At 67.2% G+C, this 24,845-nt stretch carries 26 protein-coding genes and 1 pseudogene; 12 read left to right on the top strand and 15 right to left on the bottom strand.

The features are described 5' to 3' along the window. The first annotated feature begins 11 nt into the window (after window positions 1-11). Both ASF08_RS12390 and ASF08_RS12385 read left to right on the top strand, forming a co-directional pair. Complete coding sequence (locus tag ASF08_RS12390; protein ID WP_056145648.1) at window positions 12-1,556, top strand: ATPase domain-containing protein; 1,545 nt, start codon at window positions 12-14, stop codon at window positions 1,554-1,556. Next, the gene (locus ASF08_RS12385; RefSeq protein WP_056146508.1) at window positions 1,543-2,583 is read left to right on the top strand and encodes a sensor histidine kinase; all 1,041 of its coding nucleotides are present in this window, start codon (window positions 1,543-1,545) and stop codon (window positions 2,581-2,583) included. Before ASF08_RS12390 ends, ASF08_RS12385 begins: the two co-directional genes overlap by 14 nt. 10 nt (window positions 2,584-2,593) lie before the next feature. On the opposite strand, the gene ASF08_RS12380 is transcribed toward ASF08_RS12385, so the two are convergent. The 9 genes from ASF08_RS12380 to tpiA form a co-directional block, all read right to left on the bottom strand. After that, window positions 2,594-2,980 carry a hypothetical protein gene (locus ASF08_RS12380; protein WP_018044733.1) on the bottom strand — a complete coding sequence of 129 codons (387 nt, stop codon included), beginning with the start codon at window positions 2,978-2,980 and terminating at the stop codon, window positions 2,594-2,596. Continuing rightward, a complete protein-coding gene (locus ASF08_RS12375; RefSeq protein ID WP_056145646.1) occupies window positions 2,977-4,575 on the bottom strand; it encodes a S10 family peptidase in 1,599 nt (532 codons plus the stop codon). Before ASF08_RS12375 ends, ASF08_RS12380 begins: the two co-directional genes overlap by 4 nt. Before the next feature lie 32 nt (window positions 4,576-4,607). Then, window positions 4,608-5,060 (bottom strand): DNA polymerase III subunit chi, encoded by a 453-nt coding sequence (locus ASF08_RS12370; RefSeq protein WP_056145643.1) that lies wholly within the window; start codon window positions 5,058-5,060, stop codon window positions 4,608-4,610. A 53-nt stretch (window positions 5,061-5,113) separates the two neighbouring features. Beyond that, complete coding sequence (locus ASF08_RS12365; protein WP_056145640.1) at window positions 5,114-6,283, bottom strand: glutathionylspermidine synthase family protein; 1,170 nt, start codon at window positions 6,281-6,283, stop codon at window positions 5,114-5,116. Next, the gene (locus tag ASF08_RS12360; protein WP_056145636.1) at window positions 6,283-6,879 is read right to left on the bottom strand and encodes a DUF1190 domain-containing protein; all 597 of its coding nucleotides are present in this window, start codon (window positions 6,877-6,879) and stop codon (window positions 6,283-6,285) included. The genes ASF08_RS12365 and ASF08_RS12360 overlap by 1 nt, the downstream gene beginning before the upstream one ends. 168 nt (window positions 6,880-7,047) lie before the next feature. Next, entirely contained in the window at window positions 7,048-7,446 is a 399-nt protein-coding gene (locus ASF08_RS12355; protein WP_018044738.1) for a DUF350 domain-containing protein, read from the bottom strand. Window positions 7,447-7,462: 16 nt separating this feature from the next. Beyond that, on the bottom strand, window positions 7,463-9,091 hold the full coding sequence (locus tag ASF08_RS12350; protein ID WP_056145634.1) for a CTP synthase: 1,629 nt from the start codon (window positions 9,089-9,091) through the stop codon (window positions 7,463-7,465). Between the two features lie 159 nt (window positions 9,092-9,250). Beyond that, window positions 9,251-9,619, bottom strand: a complete 369-nt coding sequence (gene secG / locus ASF08_RS12345) for a preprotein translocase subunit SecG (protein WP_018044740.1) — start codon at window positions 9,617-9,619, stop codon at window positions 9,251-9,253. Window positions 9,620-9,774: 155 nt separating this feature from the next. Beyond that, entirely contained in the window at window positions 9,775-10,536 is a 762-nt protein-coding gene (gene tpiA / locus ASF08_RS12340; protein WP_056146506.1) for a triose-phosphate isomerase, read from the bottom strand. Window positions 10,537-10,730: 194 nt separating this feature from the next. On the opposite strand from tpiA, the gene ASF08_RS12335 reads away from it, so the two are divergent. The 8 genes from ASF08_RS12335 (at window position 10,731) to ASF08_RS12300 (ending at window position 19,498) form a co-directional block, all read left to right on the top strand. Further along, the gene (locus ASF08_RS12335) at window positions 10,731-12,632 is read left to right on the top strand and encodes a peptidylprolyl isomerase (RefSeq protein WP_056145629.1); all 1,902 of its coding nucleotides are present in this window, start codon (window positions 10,731-10,733) and stop codon (window positions 12,630-12,632) included. Between the two features lie 7 nt (window positions 12,633-12,639). Further along, entirely contained in the window at window positions 12,640-14,160 is a 1,521-nt protein-coding gene (trpE, locus tag ASF08_RS12330; protein WP_056145625.1) for an anthranilate synthase component I, read from the top strand. Window positions 14,161-14,259: 99 nt separating this feature from the next. Continuing rightward, on the top strand, window positions 14,260-15,180 hold the full coding sequence (locus ASF08_RS12325) for an alpha/beta hydrolase (RefSeq protein WP_056145622.1): 921 nt from the start codon (window positions 14,260-14,262) through the stop codon (window positions 15,178-15,180). A gap of 76 nt (window positions 15,181-15,256) precedes the next feature. Continuing rightward, on the top strand, window positions 15,257-15,871 hold the full coding sequence (locus tag ASF08_RS12320; RefSeq protein ID WP_056145619.1) for an anthranilate synthase component II: 615 nt from the start codon (window positions 15,257-15,259) through the stop codon (window positions 15,869-15,871). 36 nt (window positions 15,872-15,907) lie between these two features. Next, window positions 15,908-16,921, top strand: coding sequence for an anthranilate phosphoribosyltransferase (gene trpD / locus ASF08_RS12315; RefSeq protein ID WP_056145615.1), 1,014 nt, complete (start codon window positions 15,908-15,910; stop codon window positions 16,919-16,921). Window positions 16,922-16,932: 11 nt separating this feature from the next. Beyond that, window positions 16,933-17,790 carry an indole-3-glycerol phosphate synthase TrpC gene (gene trpC, locus ASF08_RS12310; protein WP_056146504.1) on the top strand — a complete coding sequence of 286 codons (858 nt, stop codon included), beginning with the start codon at window positions 16,933-16,935 and terminating at the stop codon, window positions 17,788-17,790. Further along, window positions 17,787-18,272 carry a cyclic pyranopterin monophosphate synthase MoaC gene (gene moaC, locus ASF08_RS12305; RefSeq protein ID WP_018044748.1) on the top strand — a complete coding sequence of 162 codons (486 nt, stop codon included), beginning with the start codon at window positions 17,787-17,789 and terminating at the stop codon, window positions 18,270-18,272. Before trpC ends, moaC begins: the two co-directional genes overlap by 4 nt. Continuing rightward, a complete protein-coding gene (locus ASF08_RS12300) occupies window positions 18,269-19,498 on the top strand; it encodes a molybdopterin molybdotransferase MoeA (protein WP_056145613.1) in 1,230 nt (409 codons plus the stop codon). Before moaC ends, ASF08_RS12300 begins: the two co-directional genes overlap by 4 nt. Before the next feature lie 24 nt (window positions 19,499-19,522). Here ASF08_RS12300 and ASF08_RS12295 read toward each other — a convergent pair whose 3' ends face one another. From ASF08_RS12295 to ASF08_RS12285, 3 genes are read right to left on the bottom strand one after another with little or no spacing between them, the layout of a single operon-like run. After that, window positions 19,523-20,218, bottom strand: a complete 696-nt coding sequence (locus ASF08_RS12295; protein ID WP_056145610.1) for an alpha/beta hydrolase — start codon at window positions 20,216-20,218, stop codon at window positions 19,523-19,525. A gap of 34 nt (window positions 20,219-20,252) precedes the next feature. After that, the gene (locus ASF08_RS12290) at window positions 20,253-20,621 is read right to left on the bottom strand and encodes a hypothetical protein (protein WP_056145606.1); all 369 of its coding nucleotides are present in this window, start codon (window positions 20,619-20,621) and stop codon (window positions 20,253-20,255) included. 23 nt (window positions 20,622-20,644) lie between these two features. Continuing rightward, a complete protein-coding gene (locus ASF08_RS12285; protein ID WP_056145604.1) occupies window positions 20,645-21,088 on the bottom strand; it encodes an OsmC family protein in 444 nt (147 codons plus the stop codon). Window positions 21,089-21,505: 417 nt separating this feature from the next. Here ASF08_RS12285 and ASF08_RS12280 point away from each other — a divergent pair, with 417 nt between their 5' ends. Next, window positions 21,506-21,949 (top strand): PAS domain-containing protein, encoded by a 444-nt coding sequence (locus ASF08_RS12280; RefSeq protein WP_056145601.1) that lies wholly within the window; start codon window positions 21,506-21,508, stop codon window positions 21,947-21,949. 126 nt (window positions 21,950-22,075) lie between these two features. Next, the gene (frc, locus tag ASF08_RS12275; RefSeq protein ID WP_018044754.1) at window positions 22,076-23,326 is read left to right on the top strand and encodes a formyl-CoA transferase; all 1,251 of its coding nucleotides are present in this window, start codon (window positions 22,076-22,078) and stop codon (window positions 23,324-23,326) included. 162 nt (window positions 23,327-23,488) lie between these two features. Here frc and ASF08_RS12270 read toward each other — a convergent pair whose 3' ends face one another. The 3 genes and pseudogenes from ASF08_RS12270 to ASF08_RS25180 form a co-directional block, all read right to left on the bottom strand. Beyond that, complete coding sequence (locus tag ASF08_RS12270; RefSeq protein WP_210166703.1) at window positions 23,489-24,010, bottom strand: DUF2867 domain-containing protein; 522 nt, start codon at window positions 24,008-24,010, stop codon at window positions 23,489-23,491. Window positions 24,011-24,109: 99 nt separating this feature from the next. After that, window positions 24,110-24,427, bottom strand: a complete 318-nt coding sequence (locus ASF08_RS12265) for a hypothetical protein (protein WP_056145598.1) — start codon at window positions 24,425-24,427, stop codon at window positions 24,110-24,112. Between the two features lie 106 nt (window positions 24,428-24,533). After that, window positions 24,534-24,845 (bottom strand): annotated as a pseudogene (locus ASF08_RS25180) (oxalate/formate MFS antiporter); the annotation flags it as partial.

The raw sequence follows: 24,845 nt of genomic DNA, 5'->3' as shown, positions 1-24,845 counted from the left end.
CGGACACGACGATGTCAGCCAGTCCCGCCCCCGATGCCCAACCGATTCCCACGGGAGTTCCGGGGCTCGATGTGATCCTGGCGGGAGGATACGCGGCCCAGCGTGCCCATCTCATCGAGGGACGGCCCGGTGGCGGCAAGACGACCCTCGGCCTCCAGTTTCTTCTCGACGGCGCCGCGCGGGGCGAGACATGCCTCTATATCACCCTGTCGGAGAGCCGCCGCGAGCTGATGTCCGTCTCCGAGCGGCATGGCTGGTCGCTGGAGGGGATCGAGATCTACGAACTCGTTCCGCCGGAACTCAGCCTGGATTCGAAGCTGCAGCAGAGCCTCGTCCATTCGTCCGATCTCGAGCTCGGTGAAACCGTGCGCATGGCCCTGAGCGAGATGGAGCGGGTGAAGCCGAGACGTGTCGTGTTCGACAGCCTGTCGGAGATCAGGTTGCTGTCACAAGGGTCGCTGCGCTACCGGCGCCAGGTGCTCGCACTGAAGAGCTACTTCCTCCTCAACGACATCACCGCGCTGATGCTCGACGATCTCAGCGCCGAGCATGACGACCTCAACCTGCATTCCATCAGCCACGCGGTGATCCGGCTCGAACAGCTGACGCCGGCCTATGGTGCCCCGCGGCGGCGCGTCCACGTCATCAAGATGCGGGGCACGGAGTACCAGGGCGGCTACCACGACTTCGCAATCCGCAAGGGCGGCATCCTGGTGCATCCGCGCCTGATCGCGAGCGACCATCCCAGCAGCTTCGAGGCGGGCTCGGTGGAAAGCGGCGTCGCCGAGCTCGATCGGGTTCTGGGCGGCGGCCTCGACCGGGGGACGACGAGCCTCATCGTCGGTCCGTCGGGGGCCGGCAAATCCACGCTCGCCATGAGCTACCTGGTGGCCGCCCTCCGGCGCGGCGAACGCGGCCTGATCATCAGCTTCGACGAGACGCGCGGCATCCTGTTGCGACGTGCCCGGAGCGTGGGCATGCCCCTGGCGGATTTCATCGAGGCCGGATCGCTGCAGATCGAGCAGATCGACCCTGCCGACGTCTCGCCCGGCGATTTCGCGGGACGTATCCGCGATGCCGTGGAGCACGATGCGGCCAGGATCGTCATCATCGACAGCCTGACCGGCTACATGACCGCCATGGCGGGCCAGCCCTTCCTCGTCATGCAGATGCACGAGCTCGTCACCTACCTGAACCAGCAGGGCGTGGTGACGATCCTGATCCTCGCCCAGCACGGCATGGTGGGGAAGATGGAATCGCCGGTGGACCTGACCTATGTCAGCGACACCGTCGTGATGCTGCGGTTCTTCGAGGCCGCCGGCCGGGTTCGCCGGGCCTTGTCCGTTCTCAAGAAGCGGACCGGTCCGCACGAGGACACGATCCGCGAGTTCAAGATCGACGCCAACGGATTGCGCGTCGGCGAACCCCTGCGGAAATTCCGCGGCGTCCTGACGGGCGTGCCCACCTATGACGGCAACGGCGACAATCTCCTCGTCGAACGAGTCGGGGCGGATGGAGAGTCCCTGGACGAGCCCGGACGCGATGCCGCATCCTGAACCGGTCGTCCTGATCCTCGCGCCCCTGGGACGTGATGCGTCAGTGGCCACGGCGATCCTGGCGGAAGTCGGTATCGCCTCTGAGTCGATCTCGACCCTCGACGCCCTGGTGGCCGGCCTCGATGGCGCCGCCTGCGCGGTGATGACCGAGGAAGCGCTACTCCGCTGGGACCGCAACGCCATCGCCCACTGGGTCGAACGGCAGCCGCCCTGGTCGGATTTTCCCTTCGTGCTGCTCAGCTCTCGCGGCGGCTCGCCGGATGTGCGGCTCACCGATCTCCTGGGCAACGTGACGGTGCTGGAACGTCCCTTCCACCCGGCGGTGTTGGCCAATGCGGTGCGCTCCGCCCTCCGCGCCCGGCGGCGGCAGCGCGAAGTGCAAGCCTATCTTGAGGAACGCCAGCGGACGCACGAGCGGCAGGCCCTGCTGATCCGCGAGCTTCACCACCGCGTCAAGAACACGCTCGCCACCGTCCAGGGACTGCTCGGAGCGACGGCGCGCTCCACCAAGGATGTGAACACGTTCTATCATTCGTTCTCGGACCGGATCGTCTCGCTGGGCAAGACGCACAACCTGCTCACCGAGGATTACTGGCAGACGGCCCCGCTGCGCGAGCTGCTGCAGAACGAACTCGGTCATTACAACGATGCAACGACCAGCCGGATCATCCTCGACGGACCGGCGATCGAACTGGCCGCGGACCTCGCCGTCCCCACCGGCATGGCGATCCACGAGTTGACCACGAATGCCACCAAGCACGGTGCGCTGTCGCTGCCATCCGGGCGGATCGTGGTGCGTTGGAGCGTCGATCGGCGAGAGGCAGGGCGTGTGCTCGACCTGAGCTGGACGGAAACGGGTGGTCCCCCCGTGAAGCCGCCGGAGCGCAAGGGATTCGGCTCGACGCTGCTGCAGCGCGTGCTCGCGCAGCAATGCAATGCCGAAGTCGTCATCGCCTACGAGGCCGAGGGGCTGCGGTTCCACATGGTCGCCCCCCTGCCCGAGGATCGGCTGGTGCCCGCATACTGACTCGTTGGGGTCAGGATTTCACGATCCGGTCGAGGCGGCCATTGACGAAGAAGTACAGCTCCTTGGCTCCCGGCTCGCTGTAGAGCACCTGGACCTCGCGGCCGGAACGCCCCTCCCCGACCAGCACGTCCGTTGCGGGCTTCGCCTTCAGCCGGACGAGATCGCATTCGCCGATCCCAGGCTCGATCACGGTCGCGGTACCCGGCGCGGCCTGGCTGCAGGTGCCGTCGGCATTGAGCACCGGCCCCGTGACACCGGGCGACGGGGCCGGCGTCACGGCGACGGGGACCGGCACGCTAACCGGCGCTTCGCGCTCGCCGGTGGTGCAGGCGCCGAGGAGGACGAGGCTCGCGAGATATGCGGCGGCCGTGCCCCATCGTGGCGAGGCGTTCGTCACTTCACGTCCTTCGAAGTGCCGGCCCGCGCCTTCAGCGCAGCCGCGTAGAGATCGGAGGCGTCCTTGTGGAAGGCCGCGCGAGAATCGGGCCGCGAATAGAACATATGGCCGCCCGGATAAACCGCGAGGTCGATCCGCTTGTCGCCGCCGAAGGCCGGTAGCTGGTCGATCAGGAGCTTCGAGGTGAAGTACGGGGTCACGAGATCGGTGAAACCGTGGGCCACGAGGACGCGCAGGTTGCCGTCGAGGGCCATGACGCCGCGCAGCGCACCGAGGGATTCCGGCGCCATGCGCCCAGAGCCCCAGCCCCAGCTCCGGCTCACAGCGCCATTGAGGAGTTCGTAGCGCAGGTCGGGCACGCGGTAGTTCAGCTTCGCGCCGTAGAGTTCGATCATGGCGCTGGTCAGCGGCGCCTGCATGGCCGTGAGCAGCGGGTCCTCGAAGCCTGAGAAGGTCGCGGCCGGGTCGGGGTCCCATCCGGTGATGCCGGTATCGTAGGCGCTGGCGACACGGCCCTCATCCGCGCCGATCTCGCGCTGGACGCTGTTGGAGCTCAGGCGACCGGCCTGACGGCGGACGAAGGCCGGATCGAGACCCGTGACGGCCCCCACCCTGTCGCCGAGCCGGGCGATGGCGGCCTGGTCGGACGGCCCCTTGAGCAGGTCGGCGAGATAGTCGCCGGTGGCATAGGATTCAGTCTCTGCCAGAGCCTTCCGGCTCGGCGTGCCGCCGGCCCGCTCGATGGCGGCGGCGGCATAGGATGGCAGCTTCGTCACGTGGCCCCAGGGGGTCGAGCGCGGCGATTGCAGCCAGGCGAAATCGAGCACAGGCGACAGGAGGACCATGCCGGAGAGGCCGATGCCGATCTCCTCCTGCAGCTTTGCCGCGATGAGCGGCCCGCGAAAGCCGCCATAGCTCTCCCCGACGAAGAATTTGGGCGCCGCGATCCGGTCGTTCGTGCGCAGCCAGCGGGCAATGGCCGAGGACAGGACCGACGCATCCGCATCGACGCTCCAATAGCGTTTGGCATCGCCATCCGTCGCGCGGCTGTATCCCGTGCCCACGGGATCGAGGAAGACGAGGTCGGTGAAATCCAGCCATGTGCCGTCATTGGGGACGAGGCTCACGGGCGTGGACGGGCTGATGCTCGTGCCGTCGAGGGGCAGGCGCCAGGGTCCGATCGCGCCGATATTGAGATAGGCCGAGGCCGCGCCGGGGCCGCCGTTGATCGCGAAGGTCACGGGCCGGGCCGCCTCGCTCCTGTCGGCGAGACGATAAGCGATGAAGGCGATCTCCGCCTGGAGCTTTCCGCCCTCGTCCACGAGGGGCAGGCTGCCGGCCGTGGCGGTGAAGCGCAGGATACGGCCACCCGGCAGGGTGACGCTGTGCTCGGTGGTGACGTCGGATGGAAGTTTGCGTCCTTCCGGGCCTCGCTGCTCGGCGGCACGCCTTTCCTGCGGCCTGTCGCCTCCCTGGGGCGATTGCGCCATGCCGGGCTGGGTGGTGACGAGGAGGATTGCGGACAGAGCGAGGGCGAGCAGCCTGGCGCCGCCCTCGCCACGGCTCAGGGGCGAGACGATCGAACCTCGGATCATGCGGCTTCCTTTGAGGTGATGGGCCACAGCGCTCACGCCTTCTTCTGCCAGCGCCCGGATTCGTCCTGCTGCCAATAGACGATGGTATGGCCCGCCTCCTTGGCCCGCTTCCACTGCGCCCGCGCACCGAGCAGGGCGTCCTGATCGTTGCCGTCGAACAGGATACAGATCCGCTGGTACTCCGAGGCATCCGGCGGCAGCGGCGCACCGTCCACGAGAAAACGGATGGAGGCGGAGTTGGGATTGCCGTCTTGCAGGGTCAGCACGACGGGCTGGCTCGCCGCCTGCGGGTCACGGTCCGTCCCGTGCGGCAGGAAGCTGTCGTCGCTATAGGTCCAGAGGTGATCGTCCAGCGCCTGGAGCCGCTCTTCCCCCGAGACCTGGATCGCCGCGCGCCATTGGCGCGCAAACGATCGCTCGACGAGGGTCGGCAGAACCTTCTCGAGGGGTTGCTGCTGGAGATGATAGAACAGGATTTCGGTCACACCGGTCAGGATAGGCCAATGCCGCCGTTTTGAAAGCGGCGGGATGCCGCTCTTCAGGCCGGCCCGATGAAATGGGGGACGAACAGGGCGGCATTGCCGGTGATCGGCCCTGCGCTCTCTCGGATGCAGAGGCCCGCGGCTTCGTCCCCGACCATCCACGAGCCGATCACGGGGCGACGGCCATCGAAATCCGGCAGCTCGGCCAGCGCCTGTCGGATATGCCGGCCGCCGCCATAAGGGCCGTGATCCTGCGCCAGGACGGCACCGTCGCGTACCATGAGGATGTTGGCACCTTCCCGCGAGACCAGTGGTTTCTTGACGAAGGACGTTCCGAGCGAAGCCTTTCGCGGGTCGTCCTCGAAGAAAGCCGGCAGCAGGTTCGGGTGACCGGGTTCGCGGGCATGGAGATGCGCCAGCAAGCCCTTGTTCGACAGGACGGCCTTCCAGGGTGGCTCGAGAAAGAGGGTCGTCGTGGCATCGAGCCCTTCGCCGAAGGCATCCGTGAACGCCCATTCCCAGGGGTAGAGCTTGAACAACCTCGGGATCGGCGCATGGACCCGGTCGACGAAGCGTCCGTCCTCGTCCCGTCCGATGTCGGAAATGTCGAGGAAGCGTGTCGCGAGCCCCGCTTGGCGCGCGCAATCTTCGAGATAGGCCACCGTGCCCCTGTCCTCGGGCGCATCTGCATAGGCGGTGAAAGCCATTGAGCCGTCACCGCGAAGCGCGCGGAACCGGGCGACCAGCTTCTCGTGGAGGGAATTGAACTGGTCGGCCGTCTCGGGCAGCGAGCCGGTTCGCAGCCCTTCCTCCAGCCAGAGCCATTGAAACACGCCGGACTCGTAGAGGGCGGTGGGCGTATCGGCATTGTATTCGAGGAGCTTTGCCGGCCCGGCGGATGCCCCGCCATAGGAGAAATCCAGGCGGCCGTAGAGGGAGGGGTCTCCCCGCTTCCAGCTCGCGCGGATCGCGTCCCAGGCGTGGCGAGGAATGTCGAGCGAGGTCAGGATCCGCTCGTCCTCCACCGCATCGGCGACGAAGGCGAGGCACAGGGCGTGGATCTCGCTGCTCGGCGCTTCGAGATTGTCCTCGATCTCGGCCAGCGTGAAAGCATAGGCGTGGCTCTCGGACCAATACGCTGCGCCATCAAGGGTGTGGAAGGTGAAACCATGCCGGCGCGCGGTCACCCGCCAATCCGGTCGCTCGCCGATGGGCACGCGCCGCATCAGCCGCCGCTTCCATGGCTAGACCAGCCGTGCGACGAGAACGAACGGCCCGTGCTTCCAAAGCCACCGTATGCGACCTTGCGCACCGCCGAGGAGGCGACCCGTGCGCTGGAGGACGCACCGCCCGACGACGTGGTGATCCGTCCCCCCCAACCCGTGCAATAGCCAGTGCCCCCGGAGTGGCCGGCGCTTCCGCTATGGGACGCCTCCGACTTCGGAGCATGGTCGAAGATCGGCTGGGGCGTCAGGTTCTGATCGACCCGCCTGCCGATGACGTAGCCGGCCATCACCGGGACGAAGCGCCCGGCAGCACTCATGGCGACGCCGTCTCCGTGCAGGCAATGCGATGGGCCGTGGTGAGACTCGCAATCGATCATCGTCGCGTAACGCGGTGCGACCTCGGGATAGGCGGCACGCGCCGTGAGGTACTCGCTCCGGCAATCCGCTTCCGTTCGTATGTCACCGGCGATACAGGCGTCCGCATCGGCGTAGACGAGCACGGATTCCTCGTCCTGCGACGGATCGATATGGGCGAGCCCGAAGGCGGCTGCGCCCGCTCCCGCCAGCATGACGAGGGTGACCGTCTGCGAGCGCATGAGGCGCGGTGGCTTTACGGGGGTCGGTGATCTGGTCTCGGATGGCATCCCAATGTGGGCCGCCTTCCGACGACCTGCTCCCACACGGCACGATGCCGCACTGACCCGAATGTAGGATCGAGCTTGGCCGTTTGAAACCGGGAATGGAAAAATTCGCCGGTCGCCCGCTCAGTAGGTCATGGACGCCGCATTGACGATGCCGCCTGCGAGGGACGACGCGGCGAGCAGGATGGACGCGGCGATCTCACCAGCTTCGATGCGACGTGACAGGTCCGGTAAAATCAGCCGCACGACAAAGTAGACCAGGATCTGCACGATGAGGGCGACGAGGCCCCAGACGATGCAGTCGAGGATCGATTGCGCGTTGTAGATCGCCACCGAGAGCGGCAGCGTATAGCCGATGAGGCTTCCGCCCAGCGCGATGGCGGCCGAGGCGTTGTTGGCGCGGATCAGCGCGATCTCGCGATGGGACGTCGCCGACAGGTAGACCGCGAGATAGACCGCCACGAGGCCGAAGGCCGCCGCCACATAAGCGATGAAGGCGGGCAGACCCGAGATCGAGACCATGGCGCCCGCCCCTCCCTCAGACCAATCGGCTCTGCACGATGGCGGCCGAGATGAAGCTCTTGAACAGCGGATGTGGCTCGAACGGCCGCGACTTCAGCTCCGGGTGGAACTGGACGCCGATGAACCAGGGGTGGCCTGCATGTTCCACCGTCTCGGGAAGCAGACCGTCCGGTGACAGCCCCGAGAACCGCAGGCCCTTGGCTTCCAGCCGCTCGCGATAGGCCATGTTGACCTCGTAGCGGTGGCGGTGGCGCTCGGAAATCTCGGTGCCGCCGTAGATCTCGGCGATCTTGGTATCCGCGCCGAGGGTCGCCTTGTAGGCGCCGAGCCGCATGGTGCCGCCGAGATCGCCCTGGGAAGCGCGCCGCTCCAGTTCGTTGCCCTTGAGCCATTCGGTGAGCAGGCCGACCACCGGTTCTTCGGTTTCCCCGAACTCCGTGGAATTGGCATCCTCGACGCCGGCCAGCGAGCGTGCCGCCTCGATCACGGCCATCTGCATGCCGAAGCAGATACCGAAATACGGGATCTTGCGCTCGCGGGCGAAGCGGGCCGCGCGGATCTTGCCCTCGGCACCGCGCTGGCCGAATCCGCCCGGCACGAGGATGCCGTTGATTCCCTCGAGGAACGGCGCCGGATCCTCGCCCTCGAACACCTCGGCCTCGATCCACTCGAGGTTCACCTTCACCCGGTTGGCGATACCGCCATGGATGAGGGCCTCGGACAGGGATTTGTAGGCGTCCTTGAGGCCCGTATACTTGCCCACGATGGCGATGGAGACCTCGCCTTCCGGATTGCGCACACGCTCGGAAATCGTTGTCCAACGCACGAGATCGGGCTCGCCCTTGGGCTCGATGCCGAAATGCGCCAGGACTTCCCGGTCCAGCCCGGCTTCGCGGTAGGAGAGCGGCACGTCGTAGATCGAGGCGACGTCGCGCGCTTCGATGACGGCGGTCTCGCGCACGTTGCAGAACAGGCCGAGCTTGCGGCGCTCCTCCACCGGAATCGGTCGGTCGCAGCGGCAGAGCAGGATGTCGGGCTGGATGCCGATGGAGCGCAGTTCCTTGACGGAATGCTGCGTCGGCTTGGTCTTCAACTCGCCGGCCGAGGGGATGTAGGGCAGCAGCGTCAGGTGGACGAAGGCGACGGTGCCGCGCGGCAGTTCCTGGCCGAGCTGGCGGATCGCCTCGAAGAACGGCAGGCCCTCGATGTCGCCCACCGTGCCGCCGATCTCCACGAGGACGAAATCGAACGCTTCGTTCCCCTCGAGCACGAACGCCTTGATGGCGTTCGTGACGTGCGGGATCACCTGGATCGTCGCGCCGAGATAGTCGCCGCGCCGCTCCTTGGTGATGATGTCGAGATAGATCCGGCCGGTGGTGATGTTGTCGGCCTTGGTGGCGGCGAGGCCCGTGAAGCGCTCGTAATGGCCGAGGTCGAGGTCCGTCTCCGCACCGTCGTCGGTGACGAACACCTCTCCGTGCTGGGTCGGGCTCATCGTGCCCGGATCGACGTTCAGGTAGGGGTCGAGCTTGCGAAGACGGACCGTATGGCCGCGCGCCTGCAGGAGGGCCGCGAGGGCCGCGGAAGCGAGGCCCTTGCCGAGCGAGGAGACCACGCCGCCGGTGATGAATACGTACCGCGTCATGGGCTTCGGCTCATAAACAAGGGTGGGTGATTCGCCAAACTTCAAACGACCCCGCCGCCAATGGCGGCAGGGCGAAATCGACGCGAACTGTGGAAAAGCCCGTCCGGCGACGGTTCGAAGCGAGGTAGGAGCGGTCCGCCACGCCTCACCGGTCTGTGATCAGCGCGACTGGGGCGCCTCGGGTGTGGCGGGCTGGGCCGCGCCCTGCCCCGGACGAAGGGTCTCGAGCAGGTTGCCGTTGGGCGCCACCGGCTGCGTCGTCGCGGCTCCGTCGAGGATGGACTTCGGCGCGGCGCTGCGATGGGAAATGACCGCCAGCGTCATGCTGGTGGTGAAGAACAGGGCCGCCAGGATCGCCGTGGCCCGCGTCAGCGCGTTGGCCTGTCCGCGTCCGGTCATGAAGCCCGACACGCCGCCGCCGCTGCTGCCACTGCCGAGCCCGAGTCCACCCTCAGAGCGCTGCAGCAGGACCACGGCGATGAGGGCGAGAACCACGATGAGGTGAATGGAGATCAGGACGGCATTCATGTCGTTTCAGTCCGATGTTCCTGGTCCGTGAACCACGTAAGGCCGCATACGGCGCCCGATGAGGCCCGTCGAGGAACGTCTGCGAAGGGCAGGCTCCTACACGAGATGGTGTCCCGCGCCAAATCCTGCATGGAGTTTAGAAGAGGAGAATCGCCTCAGGCATAAGCGGCGGCTATCCCCAGGAAGTCGGAGGCGACGAGACTCGCACCGCCCACCAGCGCGCCGTCCACATTCTCCACCGCCATCAATTCGCGGGCGTTGCCGGGCTTCACCGAGCCTCCGTAGAGGATGCGCACCTTTGCCGCTTCCGCCCCGATGAGCTGGCCGAGCATTTCGCGAAGCGAGGCATGGACCTCGGCGATGTCGGCGGGTGTCGGGGTCAGGCCGGTGCCGATCGCCCAGACCGGCTCGTAGGCGATGACCGTATCGGAGGCCTTGGCACCTTTCGGCACGCCGATGGCGAGCTGCGCCCGGACGATGTCGAGGGTGCGGCCCTCTTCGCGCTCTTCCTGCGTCTCGCCGACGCAGATGATGCCGCAGAGGCCGGCCCGGCGGGCGCCCAGAGCCTTGGCATGAACGCCGTCATCGGTCTCGTGGTGATAGGCGCGGCGCTCCGAATGGCCGACGATGACGTAGGTCGCCCCGAGATCGGCCAGCATCTCGGCGGAAATGCTGCCGGTGAAGGCGCCGCTGGCCTTGGCGTGCAGGTTCTGGCCACCGATAGCGATGGCAGACCCGTAGACAGCCGCCACACAGGAGGAAATCAGCGTCGAGGGGGGGCAGACAAGGACGTCGATCCGGGATGTGAGTTCGGGCGAGAGCCCGTCGCGGATGGCCTCGACCACCGGAACCGAACTGCGCAGGCCGTTCATCTTCCAGTTGCCGGCGATCAGCGGCCGCCGTCCCGACTTCGACATCGTATCCCTCGCGTTCAGATCATCCTGGGCCGGCTTCACCGGATCGTGAGCGGGGCCGTAACAGAGCCGACTTGCCGGCGCAAACATGCGCTCGCGGATCGCCCCGGCCTTTGCGGAGGCGAGCGGATGGTCTATCGCGGGCGGCTTGGAGCCGTGCCCCGGCGCGCCATCACGACGGATTTTCGAACCTTCCGATGCTGCAGAACATGCGTAGTGCGAGCCAGCATTGGCTCGGCAAGATCATTCTCACGGTGGTCTTCACCTTCCTCATCGCCGGCGTCGCGATCTTCGGCGTGGAAGATTTCTTCCGCTCGAACTCCGCCACGACCGTGGCCACGGTGGGCAAGACGCAGATCACCTCGGAGGCTGTACGGTCGGCCTACCAACTGCAGCTGCAGCGCTACCAGAGCCAGCTCCAGCGCAGCCTGACACCCGATCAGGCCAGAGGCCTCGGTCTCGATCGCCAGGTCCTCTCTCAGCTGATCAGCGAGGCCTCCCTCGACCAGCAGGCCAAGGATCTCGGGCTCGTGATCCCCGATTCGGCGGTGCTGCGCGCGATTCAGGAAGAGCCGACCTTCAAGGGGGCCAACGGCTCCTTCGACCAGACCCTCTTCTTCCAGACGCTGCAGCGCGCCGGGATCAACGAGGCGATGTTCGTGCGTGACCAGCGCGCCGCCGCCGGACGGCTCCAGATCGCCGAGGCCGTGGCCGCGGACATCCACGTCCCCGCCGCCCTGCGCGAGGCCGTGCATCGCTACACCACCGAGCGCCGCGCGGCGTCTTTCCTGATGCTGCCCCCGTCCGTGGCGGGTGACATTCCCGCACCGACCGACGAGGAGGTGAAGACCTTCTACGACGAGAACAAGAGCGCATTCCGCGCACCGGACTACCGGGCCGTGACCCTCCTCGCCCTCGATCCACAGGCGATGGCCAAGCCCGACGCGGTCACTGAGGAGGATGTGCAGAAGCGCTACGATCTCGCCAAGGCGCAATACGGCACGCCGGAGCGGCGCACGATCCAGCAGATCGTGTTCCCCGACGAGGCCTCCGCCGAGGCGGCGCGCAAGGAGATCGAATCCGGCGATAAGCCATTCGAGGCCGTCGCGGTCGCGCGCGGCGTCGATGCGAAGGAACTGTCCCTCGGCAACCTCACGAAGGCCGACCTGTTCGACCCGGCCGTCGCGGATGCCGCGTTCTCGCTTGCTCAGAACACCGTGAGCGCCCCGGTCAAGGGTCGCTTCGGCACCGTGCTTCTCCGCGTCACCGCCATCGAACCCGAGACACGCAAGCCCCTCGCCGACGTGGCGCCGGAGATCCGCAAGACGATCGCTCTCGAGCGCGCGAGGACCGCCGTCGAGAAGGACCACGACGCGATCGAGGACGAGCGCGCCAACAGCAAGCCGCTGGCCGAGATCGCCAAGGAGCGGGGCCTCACCCTCGTGACGGTGCCGGCGGTGAGCGCCCAGGGGCTCGACCCGTCGGGCAAGCTCGTCGATTCCATCCCGGATCGCGACACGACGCTGCCGATCGTGTTCCGCTCCGAGATCGGGAGCGACACCGAGGCGCTTCGCCTGAAGTCGGGCGGCTACGTCTGGGTCGACGTCACCGGCATCGACCACGCCCACGACAAGCCCCTCGACCAGGTGCGCGACCAGGCCGTTGCGCAATGGCGTGCCGCAGAGGTGGCCAAGCGCCTGTCGGAGAAGGCCCGCAGCCTCACCGAGCGCCTGGACAAGGGCGAGGCCATCGACACGCTGGCGACGGAAGTCGGCGTGCAGGTGCAGACCTCCACGGACATCGCCCGCAGCCAGGCCAAGGACGGCCTCTCGGCCGACGTGGTCAACCGCCTCTTCGCCGTCCCGGTGGACAAGGCCGTCTCGGTGGAATCCGGCGAGTCGCGCGTGGTCGCCAAGGTCACGGCGGCGACGATGCCCGCCTTCGTGCCCGGCAGCGCCTCCGACGCGGCGATCTCGAAGCGGTTCCAGGCGACCCTCATCGACGACATCCTCGGCGAGTACATCGCCGACGTTCAGAAGAGCGTGGGGATCACCGTCAACCAGACGGCGTTCCGGCGCGCGATCGGCGGCGAGTACTGAACCGACCATGTTTCAGGAGCCGGATTACGCCGCCTTCACGGAGGCCTACGAGGCAGGGCGGCCGACCCTCCTCAACCTGACCCTGGTGGCCGATCTGGAAACTCCGGTCGCGGCTTTCCTCAAGCTGCGCGCGGTTCATGCCGGGCCGGCCTTCCTGCTCGAATCCGTCGAAGGCGGTGCGGTGCGCGGCCGCTATTCGATGATCGGCCTCGACCCCGACCTCGCTTGGCGCTGCCGCGACGGCCGGCCGGAGACCGCGCGGGGCAGCGACCTGTCGGTGTTCGAGCCCGACGACGCCTCGCCGCTGGCGAGCCTCCGCTCCCTCATCGCCGAGAGCGCCATCGGAGCCGATGACGGCACCGAGCTTCCCCCCATGGCGGCAGGACTCTTCGGCTATCTCGGCTACGATATGGTCCGGGCCATGGAACGGCTCGGGGAGTCGAACCCGGATCCCCTCGGCGTTCCCGACGCGATCCTCGTCCGGCCGCGCGTCATGGTGGTGTTCGATGCCGTGCGCGACATCATCACCGTGGTCGGCCCGGTGCGCCCGAGCGCAGGGGTTTCGGCGCGCGCGGCCTATGAGGGCGCCCTCGCCCGTCTGGAGCGCGTGGCCGATGTCCTGGAAGGTCCGCTTCCGGTGGAATCGCGGATCGACCCCCGCTCCATCGCCCATCCCGAGCCGGTCTCGAACACGACGCCCGATGCCTATCTGGACATGGTCGCGCGGGCGAAAGAGTACATCGTCGCCGGTGATGTCTTCCAGGTCGTGCTGTCCCAGCGCTTCGAGGCGCCGTTCACGCTTCCGGCCTTCGCCCTCTACCGTTCCCTGCGGCGGACCAACCCGGCTCCCTTCCTGTGCTACCTCGACTTCGAGGATTTCCAGGTCGTGTGCTCCTCGCCCGAGATCCTGGTTCGGGTGCGCGAGGGCCGCGTCACGATCCGCCCCATCGCCGGCACGCGCCGGCGCGGCGCCACGCCGTCCGAGGACACGGCTCTGGCCGAGGAACTGCTTGCCGATCCGAAGGAACGCTCAGAGCACCTGATGCTGCTCGATCTCGGCCGCAACGATGTCGGCCGGGTCTCGCGCATCGGCAGCGTAACCGTGACGGGGTCGTTCTTCCTCGAATATTATAGCCAGGTCATGCACATCGTCTCGAATGTCGAGGGCGATCTCGATCCGAGCCACGACGCGCTCGATGCCCTCTCGGCCGGGTTTCCGGCGGGCACGGTCTCCGGTGCTCCCAAGGTCCGGGCGATGGAGATCATCGACGAACTCGAACGTGAGAAGCGCGGACCCTATGGCGGCTGCATCGGCTATTTCGGCGCGCGCGGCGAGATGGACACCTGCATCGTTCTGCGCACCGCCATCGTGAAGGACGGCCGGATGCATGTTCAGGCCGGCGCCGGCATCGTCTACGATTCCGATCCGGCCTCCGAACAACAGGAATGCGTGAACAAAGCCAAAGCCCTTTTCCGCGCCGCTGAGGATGCGGTGATGTTTGCGAGCCGGGCGCGGCGGGGGCAGTAGTCCTTCCGCGTACCAAGGCAGCCCTTCCGCTCGTGCCGTGATTGCCGATAGACATCGAAGCGGTCGTATATCGGCCGGTTGCGATGGCGGAGGGACGTGATGGCTGGGACCGAGATCGATGCCGTCAGGGATCTCCTCGCGGCCAGTCCACGATCTTCGAATCTCGCCGAGCGCCGTGAGCGGCTCGATGGATTCGGCGCGCATTATCCTGTCCCCCACGATGTGACGGTCGTGCCCGTCGATGCCGGCGGGGTGGCGGCCGAATGGACCGTGAGCCCGGAGGCCGACCCGGCCCGCGTCGTCCTGTTCCTGCATGGCGGCGGGTACGTGTCCGGCTCGCTCAACAGCCACCGGCACATGATGGCCGAGACGGGCCGCGCCGCCGGAGCGCGCACGCTGGCCCTGGATTACCGGCTCGCGCCGGAACATCCGTTTCCCGCGGCCCTCGATGACGCCCTGGCGGGCTACCGCTTCCTCTTGGATTCGGGCGTCAGCCCGGGAAACATCGTCCTGTCCGGGGAGAGCGCTGGCGGCGGGCTTGCCCTCGCGACGGCCCTCTCGCTGCGTGATGCCGGCCTGCCGCTTCCGCGCTGTCTTTGGCTCACGTCGCCCTGGGTCGATCTGGAGATGACCGGTGACAGCATGGACACCAAGGCGGCGGTCGATCCCCTGATCCAGCGGGAATACCTGACGGAACTCGCGGAGGCCTATTGCGCAGGAAAGAATGCTGCGACCCCGCTGATCTCGCCGCTTCACGCCGACCTCGGCGGCCTGCCGCCGATGCTGATCCAGGTCGGCAGCGCCGAGACCCTGCTGGACGATTCCCTTCGCCTCGCCGGGGTGGCCGCCTCGGCGGACGTCGCCGTGACGCTCCAAGTCTGGCCGCACATGATCCATGCCTGGCACATGTTCTATCCGCAACTCGCCGAGGGGCGGCAATCCCTTGCGAGCGCCGGTGCCTTCATCCGCGCGCATCTGGGGGACGGCGCCGCCGTCCGGCATCCGACGATCGGGGCCTGAGAGCGGGCGCGGCGCGAGAACGCTTGACCCTCTCGGCTCACCTCGTCACACGAGGGGAATCAAGAGAAGCGCGATCATGGCCAACGTCCTCGTCATCGACAATTACGATTCCTTCACTTGGAATCTCGTCCATCTCATCGGGCCGCTTTGCGGATCGATCGATGTCGTGCGCAACGACCGGATCACCATCGACGAGATCCGCAAGCGCGCTCCCGATGCGGTGGTGCTGTCGCCGGGGCCGTGCACGCCCAACGAGGCCGGCATTTGCCTCGACGTGGTGCGCGACCTCTCCGGCGAGGTGCCGATCTTCGGAGTCTGCCTCGGCCTCCAGGCGATCGGGCAGGCCTTCGGCGGCGACGTGGTGCGGGCGCCAAAGCCCATGCACGGCAAGGTCTCGAGCATCACCCACAGGGCGACGGGGGTCTTTCGCGGGCTGAACGGCCCCTTCGATGCCACGCGCTACCATTCCCTCGTGGTGGAGCGAGGCGGGTGCCCGCAGGACCTCATCGTCACGGCGGAAGCGGACGGGCTCATCATGGCGCTGGAACACGCCACACTGCCGGTCCACGGCGTGCAGTTCCACCCGGAGAGCGTCCTCTCACATCACGGCTCGCAGATTATGCGCAACTTCCTCGACATCGCCGCCGCTTGGAACGCGGGGCGTGACAAGCGAGGGTCCGGCGTGCATTGACGCGTCAGTCAGTACTGACTTACGCGTCGAACAGCCATGGACACCTTCAAGCCGCTCCTCGCGAAAGTCGCGGCCGGGTCGAGTCTCGACCGGGCGGAGGCGCGCGCCGCCTTCGACGACCTGCTCTCGGGCGAGGTGACACCGGTCCAGGCCAGCGCCTTCCTCATCGCCCTGAAGGTCCGCGGCGAAGCCGAGGACGAGATCGTCGGCGCGGTGGAGGCCATGCGGGCGCGGATGGTGCGCGTGGCCCCGGTGCCCGGCGCCATCGATATCGTCGGCACCGGTGGCGATCATTCGGGCAGCTACAACGTCTCGACTCTCGCCGCGATCCTCACGGCGGCCTGCGGCGTGCCCGTGGCCAAGCACGGCAACCGCGCGGCCACCTCGCGCTCGGGGGCGGCCGATGTCCTCGTCTCCCTTGGCGTGAAAATCGGTCTCGACCCGGACGGGCTGGCCCGCTGCCTCGCGCAGGCCGGCCTCTGCTTCATGTTCGCCCAGACCCATCACGGCGCCATGCGCCACGTGGCGCCGGTGCGCTCCGAACTGCCGACGCGGACGATCTTCAACCTATTGGGGCCGCTCTCGAATCCGGCCGGTGTCGAGCGCCAGCTTCTGGGCGTCTCCACCGAGGCATGGGCCGAACCCCTGACGCGTGTGCTGGGCGAACTGGGCAGCACGCGGGTCTGGACGGTGCACGGGTCGGACGGGCTCGACGAGATCACCGTCACCGGCCCGACGCCGGTAGTCACCCTGGAGGACGGGCGGATCGGCCGTTTCACCATCGATCCGCGCGACGTCGGCCTGCCGCTCTGGACCCTCGAGGATCTGCGCGGGGGCGATCCCGACCATAACGCGCATGCGCTGAACGCCGTCCTGGCGGGCGAGCGCAACGCCTATCGCGACATCGCCGTTCTCAATGCGGGGGCCGGCCTCGTCGTCGCCGGTTCCGCTCAGAATCTGGCGGAAGGCGTGGCGCGTGCGGCATCCGCCATCGACGATGGCGCGGCCAGGGCGACCCTCGCGCGCCTCGTCGCGGTCTCGAACACATGAAAGAGGCCCCGATGAGCGAGGCGAAACCCGTGGCAGACGTGGTTGCGGCACCGGCCACCACCGACCGGCGAGACGTGCTCTCGCGAATCGAGGCCTACAAGCGCCGAGAGATCGCCGAAGCCAAGCTGCGCGTACCCCTCGCCAAGCTCGAGAAGCGCATCGAGAAGGCCGCGCCCGTCCGCCCCTTCGCCGATGCCATCGCCGCCCATATCGCGCAAGGGCGTCCCGCCCTCATCGCCGAGGTGAAGAAGGCCTCTCCGTCCAAGGGCCTGATCCGCGAGGATTTCGACCCCGCCACCCTCGCCGCCGCCTACGAGGCGGGTGGCGCCACCTGCCTGTCCGTGCTCACCGACACGCCCTCTTTCCAGGGCAAGCCGGAATACCTCACCGAGGCACGGGACGCCTGCTCGCTGCCCGTATTGCGCAAGGACTTCCTGTTCGAACCGTACCAAGTGTTCGAGGCGCGCGCCTGGGGCGCCGATTGCGTGCTGGCGATCATGGCGTGCCTCGACGACGACGAGGCGCTGGCCATCGTCGAGACCGCGCACGATCTCGGCATGGATGTGCTGGTCGAGGTCCATGACGAGGAGGAACTCGCCCGCGCCATTCCGCTGGGCACCCGGCTTCTCGGCATCAACAACCGCGACCTGAAGACCTTCGAGGTCTCGTTCGATACGGCGATCCGCGTGGCCAAAGGCGTGCCGTCCAACCGTATCGCCGTCGCCGAGAGCGGCATCACCGGCCATGCCGACGTCCTTCGCCTGGAAAAGGGCGGCCTCCGCACCATCCTCGTCGGCGAGAGCCTGATGCGGGAGGCGGACGTGACCAAGGCGACGAAGCGCCTCCTGTTCGGCAAGGCCGGAAAATGAGCACCCTCACGCATCTCGATGCGGCCGGCGCCGCCAATATGGTCGATGTCTCCGACAAGGCCGCCACCACCCGCACGGCCCGCGCCCAGGGCGTCGTGGTGATGCTACCCGAGACCCTGCGCCTGATCCGCGAAGGCGATGCCAAGAAGGGCGACGTGATCGGCACGGCGCGGCTCGCCGGCATCATGGCGTCGAAGCGCACGCATGAGCTCATCCCGCTCTGCCACCCTCTGCTGATCTCCAAGGTCCGGGTGGAATGCGAGCCCGACGATTCCCTGCCCGGCCTGCGCGTCACCGCTGAGGTCAAGGTGATCGGCCCGACAGGGGTGGAGATGGAGGCCCTCACGGCCGTCTCGGTCGCCTGCCTGACGATCTACGACATGGTGAAGGCCGCCGATCGCGGCATGCGGATCGAAGGCATTCACTTGCTCGCCAAGGATGGCGGAAAGTCCGGCTCGTACCGGGCCGAGGACGCCTCGTGAGCACGCTCATTCCGGTGGAGGAGGCGCTCGCGCGCATCCTCGCGAGCGCCGCCGAGCCGGTGGCGGCCGAGACGGTCACGGTGGCCGAGGCTTTTGGCCGGACGCTGGCCGAGAATGTGGCCGCCCTGCGCACGCAGCCGCCCTTCCCGGCTTCCGCGATGGATGGCTACGCCGTGCGCGCCGAGGATGTCGCCACCGTTCCGGCGACGCTGAGGCTCATCGGCATGAGCGCGGCGGGCCATGGCTTTGCCGGAACGATCGGCCCCGGCGAAACGGTGCGGATCCTCACGGGAGCTCCGGTTCCGGCGGGGGCCGACACGATCCTGATCCAGGAGAACGCCGACGTTTCCGACAACGTGGTCACGGCCACGGAGACGGTGGCCGCCAAGCGCCACATCCGCGTTCCGGGGCTCGATTTCCGGGCCGGCGATCCCCTCCTGCGCGCGGGTGAGAGCCTGGATGCCCGTCGCCTCGCCCTCGCGGCGGCCGGCGGCCACGCGACCCTGTCGGTTCGCCGCAGGCCGCGGGTGGCGATCCTCGCCACCGGCGACGAACTCGTGGCACCGGGCGAACCGGCCCGCTGGGACCAGATCGTGGCCTCGAATGGGTTGGCGGTCGCGAGCCTCGCCCGCGAGGCGGGTGCCGAACCGATCGATCTCGGCATTGCCGGCGACAGCCTCGCATCCCTCGAAGCGGCCCTCGGACGGGCGCGGGACGCGAAAGCCGATCTCCTCGTGACTCTCGGCGGCGCCTCCGTGGGCGATCACGACCTCGTCCAGGCGGCCCTGCATCGCGAGGGCCTCGAACTCGGGTTCTGGCGCGTCGCCCTGCGCCCCGGCAAGCCGCTGATGCATGGGCGCCTCGGGCCGATGATGGTCATCGGATTGCCGGGCAATCCGGTCTCCGCCGTGGTCTGCGGCCTACTCTTCGTCGTGCCGGCGATCCGCGCCCTTCTCGGCGACCCCAAGGCCGGGGCCGACCGCAGCGAGCCGGCGATCCTCGGCGCCGACATGCCGGCCAACGATATCCGCCAGGATTACATGCGCGCGAGGGTGGAGGCCAATGCGGGCGGCTTTCCCACGGTCCATGCCGAAACGCGCCAGGATTCCTCCATGCTCTCGGTACTCGGCCAGTCCGAGGCGCTCCTCGTGCGCCCGCCCGGCGCTCCGGCGGCAAAGCGCGGCGACCCGTGCCGGATCATCCGGCTGGACCGGACGCTGCTCTGATCGACGCCTGCCGGGAACCGCCTGCTACGGACCGTCACCCTCGGGCCGGAACACAAAATCCATCGCCTGTGCCACGATGGCCGGCTGGTAGGCATGCGGGCCGTCATACTCCACCGACGTCACGTCGTAGCCGGCCTCCCTTAGGCGGGCGGTATGCACCCTCGCACTGCGATCGATGGGGATCTGCTCGTCTCGAGTTCCGTGTGAGAGAAAGATGCGCGGCGACCCGGATTGAAGGTGCACCGACAGGAACCCCGCCGACGACGCGACGAGATGGGTCACCACATGGCCATTGGCGAGGCCGGCGGAGAGGGCGTAACTGCCCCCGTCCGAATGGCCGGCGAAGACGATGTGCAACGGATCGAGCATGAAGCGGGACGCCACATCGGTCAAAGCGAGGTCGAGCCGTTCGCGGTCCGGCCCATGACCGCCGATGACGAGATCCCAGGTCGGGAACAGGGATTGCGGGACGAGAAGCAGGAAGCCGCGCACCGCCGCGTGCACTTCCAGCATGGGCAGGATTTTCTCGGCGCTCCCGCCTCCGCCATGGAAGAGCACGACCAGCGGCGTCGGACGGCGCGGATCGATCCCCGTCGGCACGATCAGCATGGCATCGCGCTCGTCGAAAAGGCCGAGCCGATGCCGACCGGGGGGAAGCGGTTCCACGGTCGGAAAGCGATGCGCGAAGGTGAGCCGCCCGGCGAGTTGCGGATCGATCATGGGGTGAATCTCCCGGCGGCCGGTTTCAAGAGCGCTATTCCGCCTTGGCCTCGGCCATCGGCTTGATCTTCAACTGGTCGATGATCCACAGCCAGCCACCATCGTCCTGCAGCCGCGCCGTCTCCACCGAGATCGTGCCGTTCGGCAGGCGCGCGAAGGTCATCGCGATCGCTCCGTTGCGGATGCTGGGCAGCGCTTCCGCGGCCGGGAATTCGGAGCGACGGGCGAGAAGGTCCGTATAGAAAGCGCGGATCTCCCGCTGCCCCGTCGCCACGACCTTGCCGGCGGCGAGCACGGCATCCTGTTCGTAGAGGGCGACCAATCCCTCCACGTCGCCAGCATTGGCCCGCTCATTGAAGAGACGGGCAAGGTCTTCGGGTGATTGCGCGCGCGCGTGTGCCATGGCTTTTCCTTCCTCGTGAGCGGTTATTTCAACAGCGTTCCGTCCGAGTCGCGCACCGCAACGGTGACGGGAATCCCCGCTTTGACGCTCTCGGACACGGTGCAGAAGCGCTCGAACTGTTCGAGAACCTGACCGAGGCGGGGCATCGAACCTGCAGGAGCGGCAAGCGAGATTCCGACTTCGATCCCGCTGATCCTCAGGCGGCCCTCTGCGTTGCGCTCCACCCGAAAGCTGGATCGTGCGGCGAGCCCTGGGGCATCCTGTTTGAACTTGCCCAGAGCGAAGACCAGGCTGGCGCAGAGGCAGTTGGTGACGCCCGCGACCAGGATCTGCTCGGGAAAAGGCCCCTCCCCGCTGCCATAGGGCGGAGCCTCGTCGACGGCGAGGTTCGGGAAGGCCTCCCCGAAATCGATCTCGAACCGATACCCCTCGATCTGCCTGATGGTGATGCTGCCGTCACTGTCCATCCGGGGCGTCTCCTCAAGGCTCGTTTGGCCACCGCATGCGAGGCATGGCGGGAAGGCAACGCCCCGAGAGCGAGGGCAAGTTCCATGTCATCCGCCGCTCCTGCATCCGTGTTGACAGCCAACGATCATTGGCATACCAAATACCAACAGTAGACGCACAGAAAAAGCAAGTGCGCGGAACATCTCTCGGACGGGGTTTGACCTTTCCGCGAAATGGAGGAAGCGATTACAATGATGCATTGCAGCATTCGCACCCGCAACATGTCTTTGCCTAAATCCGGTCTTGCGACGTCTTCGGTCTTCGCGCCGCGTCACCGCGGAGAAACGTTCCATCGCGCCTGACGGCCAGGCCGGCCGGCGAAGTCGATGAACACCGTTTCGATAGAAGACGCGAAGCAAGCCAAGTCGGACCAAGCTATGTCGGACCGAGCTAATCCCGCCGGCATCGATTTTTCGCAACTGGTGGAAGCCGCCGGAGATGCCATCGTCGTCTCCGATCCCGAGGGAGCCATCGTGGTCTGGAACGCGGCGGCGGAGCGGATCTTCGGGTTCTCGTCCTCCGAGGCGCTCGGCCAATCCCTCGACCTGATCACCCCCGAACGCCAGCGCCAGCGTCACTGGGATGGTTACGCCAAGACGATGCGGACCGGCATCACCCGCTACGGCACCGAGGTGCTGCGGGTGCCGGCGCTTCACAAAGACGGCCGATCACTCTCGATCGCCTTCACCGTCGGCCTTCTCCACGGCCCCGACGGCACGGTGACCGGTATCCTCGCCATCATCCGCGATGAGACCCGGCGCTGGAACGACGAACGCCAGATGCGCAAGCGTCTGAGCGAGCTCGAAAGCGCCGCCGCTTGAGTGGAGGCGCGCAGATCTCAAGGTTTCGCCGGACTACGGGCCAACATGAGTTCCGGATCAGAACCGGACAGTCGAACTATCAGATCCATTATCGTTGCAAGACGATAGAAAAGGGAGAACGTCCAGATGAGCAAGCCGCTTGAAGGCACCAAGATCATCGATTTCACGCACGTCCAGGCTGGCCCCGCCTGCACGCAGCTCCTCGCCTGGTTCGGCGCCGACGTGATCAAGGTCGAGCGTCCCGGTTCCGGCGACGTGACGCGCAACCAGCTTCGCCACGTGGAGGATGCCGACGCGCTCTACTTCACCATGCTCAACTCCAACAAGCGTTCGCTGACGCTGGACACCAAGACCCCCGAGGGCAAGGAAGTCCTCGAGAACCTCATCAAGCAATCCGACGTCATGGTCGAAAACTTCGGACCCGGCGCCCTCGACCGGATGGGCTTCTCCTGGGCGCGCATCCAGGAACTCAACCCGGGCATGATCCTGGCCTCGGTGAAGGGCTTCTCGGACGGCCACCATTACGAGGACCTGAAGGTCTACGAGAACGTGGCTCAGTGCGCCGGCGGTGCGGCGTCCACCACCGGCTTCTGGGACGGCCCCCCGACCGTGAGCGCCGCGGCCCTCGGCGATTCCAACACCGGCATGCATCTCGCCATCGGCATCCTCACGGCGCTTCACCAGAAGAACAAGACCGGCAAGGGCCAGAAGGTCGCCGTGTCAATGCAGGATTCGGTGCTGAACCTCTGCCGCGTGAAGCTGCGCGACCAGCAGCGCCTCGACGCCCTCGGCTATCTCGAAGAGTACCCCCAGTACCCGCATGGCGAGTTCACCGACGTGGTGCCGCGCGGCGGCAATGCGGGCGGCGGCGGCCAGCCGGGCTGGGTGCTGAAGTGCAAGGGCTGGGAGACCGACCCCAACGCCTACATCTACTTCACCATCCAGGGCCATGCCTGGGCCCCGATCTGCAAGGCGATCGGCAAGGAAGAGTGGATCGACGATCCGGCCTACAACACGGCGCGCGCCCGCCAGGACAAAATCATGGACATCTTCGGCACGATCGAGGAATGGCTCGCCGACAAGACCAAGTTCGAGGCCGTCGACATCCTGCGCAAGTTCGACATCCCGTGCTCGCCGGTGCTGTCGATGAAGGAACTCTCGGTCGATCCCTCGCTCCGCGCCAGCGGCACCATCGTCGAGGTCCAGCACCCGAAGCTCGGCACCTACCTGACCGTCGGCAGCCCGATCAAGTTCTCGGACATGCCGGTGGAGATCAAGTCCTCGCCACTGCTTGGCGAGCATACCGACGAGGTCCTGCTCGACCTCGGCTACACCCAGCAGCAGATCGAGCGGCTGCATCAGGCGAACGCTGTCTGAGCCGGATACGCGGCGGCCCATCCCAGGACGGGCCGCAAAATCGAGGAGAACGGCGCACCGCAAGGCGCGCCGTTTTCGTTTGGGAGGGGACCGGCCCGGCCCATCCTCATGGCCGCCCGTAAGGGCGCTCGGCGATCGACTGGCCTCGTCCCTGTGAAGGATCTACGGGCCGGAACGCGAGGCTTCCTGCCACGACGACGTCCTCAAGCGCCGCAGGTCGGCGGCGAGGATCAGGCGATGGATCGACGCGACCGGCACCATGTAGGCCCGACCGAAGGCATTGTGGACGACGACCGACGACGTGATCGTGAGACGATGACCGGACGTCGCAAGACAAATCATGACGTCCAGGTGCCGGTCCCGCTCGGTGAGGACCAGCATATCCGGCGCGCTGTGTTCCACAAGGAAGAAATCCAGCGTGTCGCCCTCGCGGACATGCGGCCGTCGTTCTCCTGAAAAGCCGCCGATGGCCTTCACACCGAAGCGCGCCGCGATCGCATCCCTCACGCGAAAGGCGGACGCCATGAGCGGTCGCGGTTCTGAGGAGACGACGTTCCAGGCGTCGAGCGGTGTCACCGCCGACGAGAGGACGACCGATCGCGTGTCGTAAAAAAATCGAGCTGATCGCGTGGCCGCAGAATGCGAACCGGCGGGTCGGCAGCCAAGCTCTCTCTCCCAGCTCATCGGTGGGACAGCCTTAGCATGACCGGCGTTGGGAGCCGGCTCGTTCGATGGGCGGAACGAGGGTGACCTCCGTCATTCCGGGTCCGGCAGCCGTGCGGTCTATCCGCCAAAGGAGGCGGTGCGGCCCCGCTGCCCTGCGATGGCAAGGGAATCTAGGAGGCCGTGAGGCGTGGCATCCAGGGCGGCTGCGTCTTCCTCCTCAGCCGCGAGCGCCGCGTAGGGGAGCCAGCCGGCGAAGGGTTCAAGAGTGTCCGGTCCGGCCGGACGGTACCAACGCCAGACTTGCCGGGCCGCGCTCGGGGCGTACCAGCGGCCGGGGCGGCCCTCGGCCAGGATCGGGCCGAGTGTCAAATGGTTGAGCCAGATCCGCTCGACGATTTGCGGAGCCGTGTGCATCGGGTGCCAGGTCGGCGGCATCGGACATCTCCTGCGGAGGCGATCACGGGGGGCTGAAACGGGTGCGGGGGCCAGGACTTGGCGTCCGGCCCCCGCACTCTGTCATGGTCGGTGGCTCAGCCCGAGATCAGGCAGCGACCACGCGGGGGGCGGGCTTCGCCTCGTCGGAGACGGCAAGTGCCTGGGCCACCACGCGCTTGCGCCAGGGCTTGAGCACGCCGATGGCGAGGAGGGAWGCGAGGATGTTGGCGCCTGCGGCGACGAGGAAGACGCCGTCCCAGCTRTTTGTGGCCTGCTGGAGGTAGTTGGCCACGGGCACGAGAAGCGCGGCGGTGCCCTTGGCGGTGTAGAGCAGGCCGGCATTGGTGGCGGCGAACTTGGTGCCGAAGGTGTCGGTGCAGGTGGAGGGGAAGAGGGAGTAGATCTCGCCCCAGGCGCA

The organism is Methylobacterium sp. Leaf85 (genome assembly GCF_001422125.1).
Lineage (GTDB): Bacteria > Pseudomonadota > Alphaproteobacteria > Rhizobiales > Beijerinckiaceae > Methylobacterium > Methylobacterium bullatum.
The sequence above is the reverse complement of the archived record's forward strand: the minus strand, read 5'-3'. Positions and strand labels throughout refer to the sequence as shown.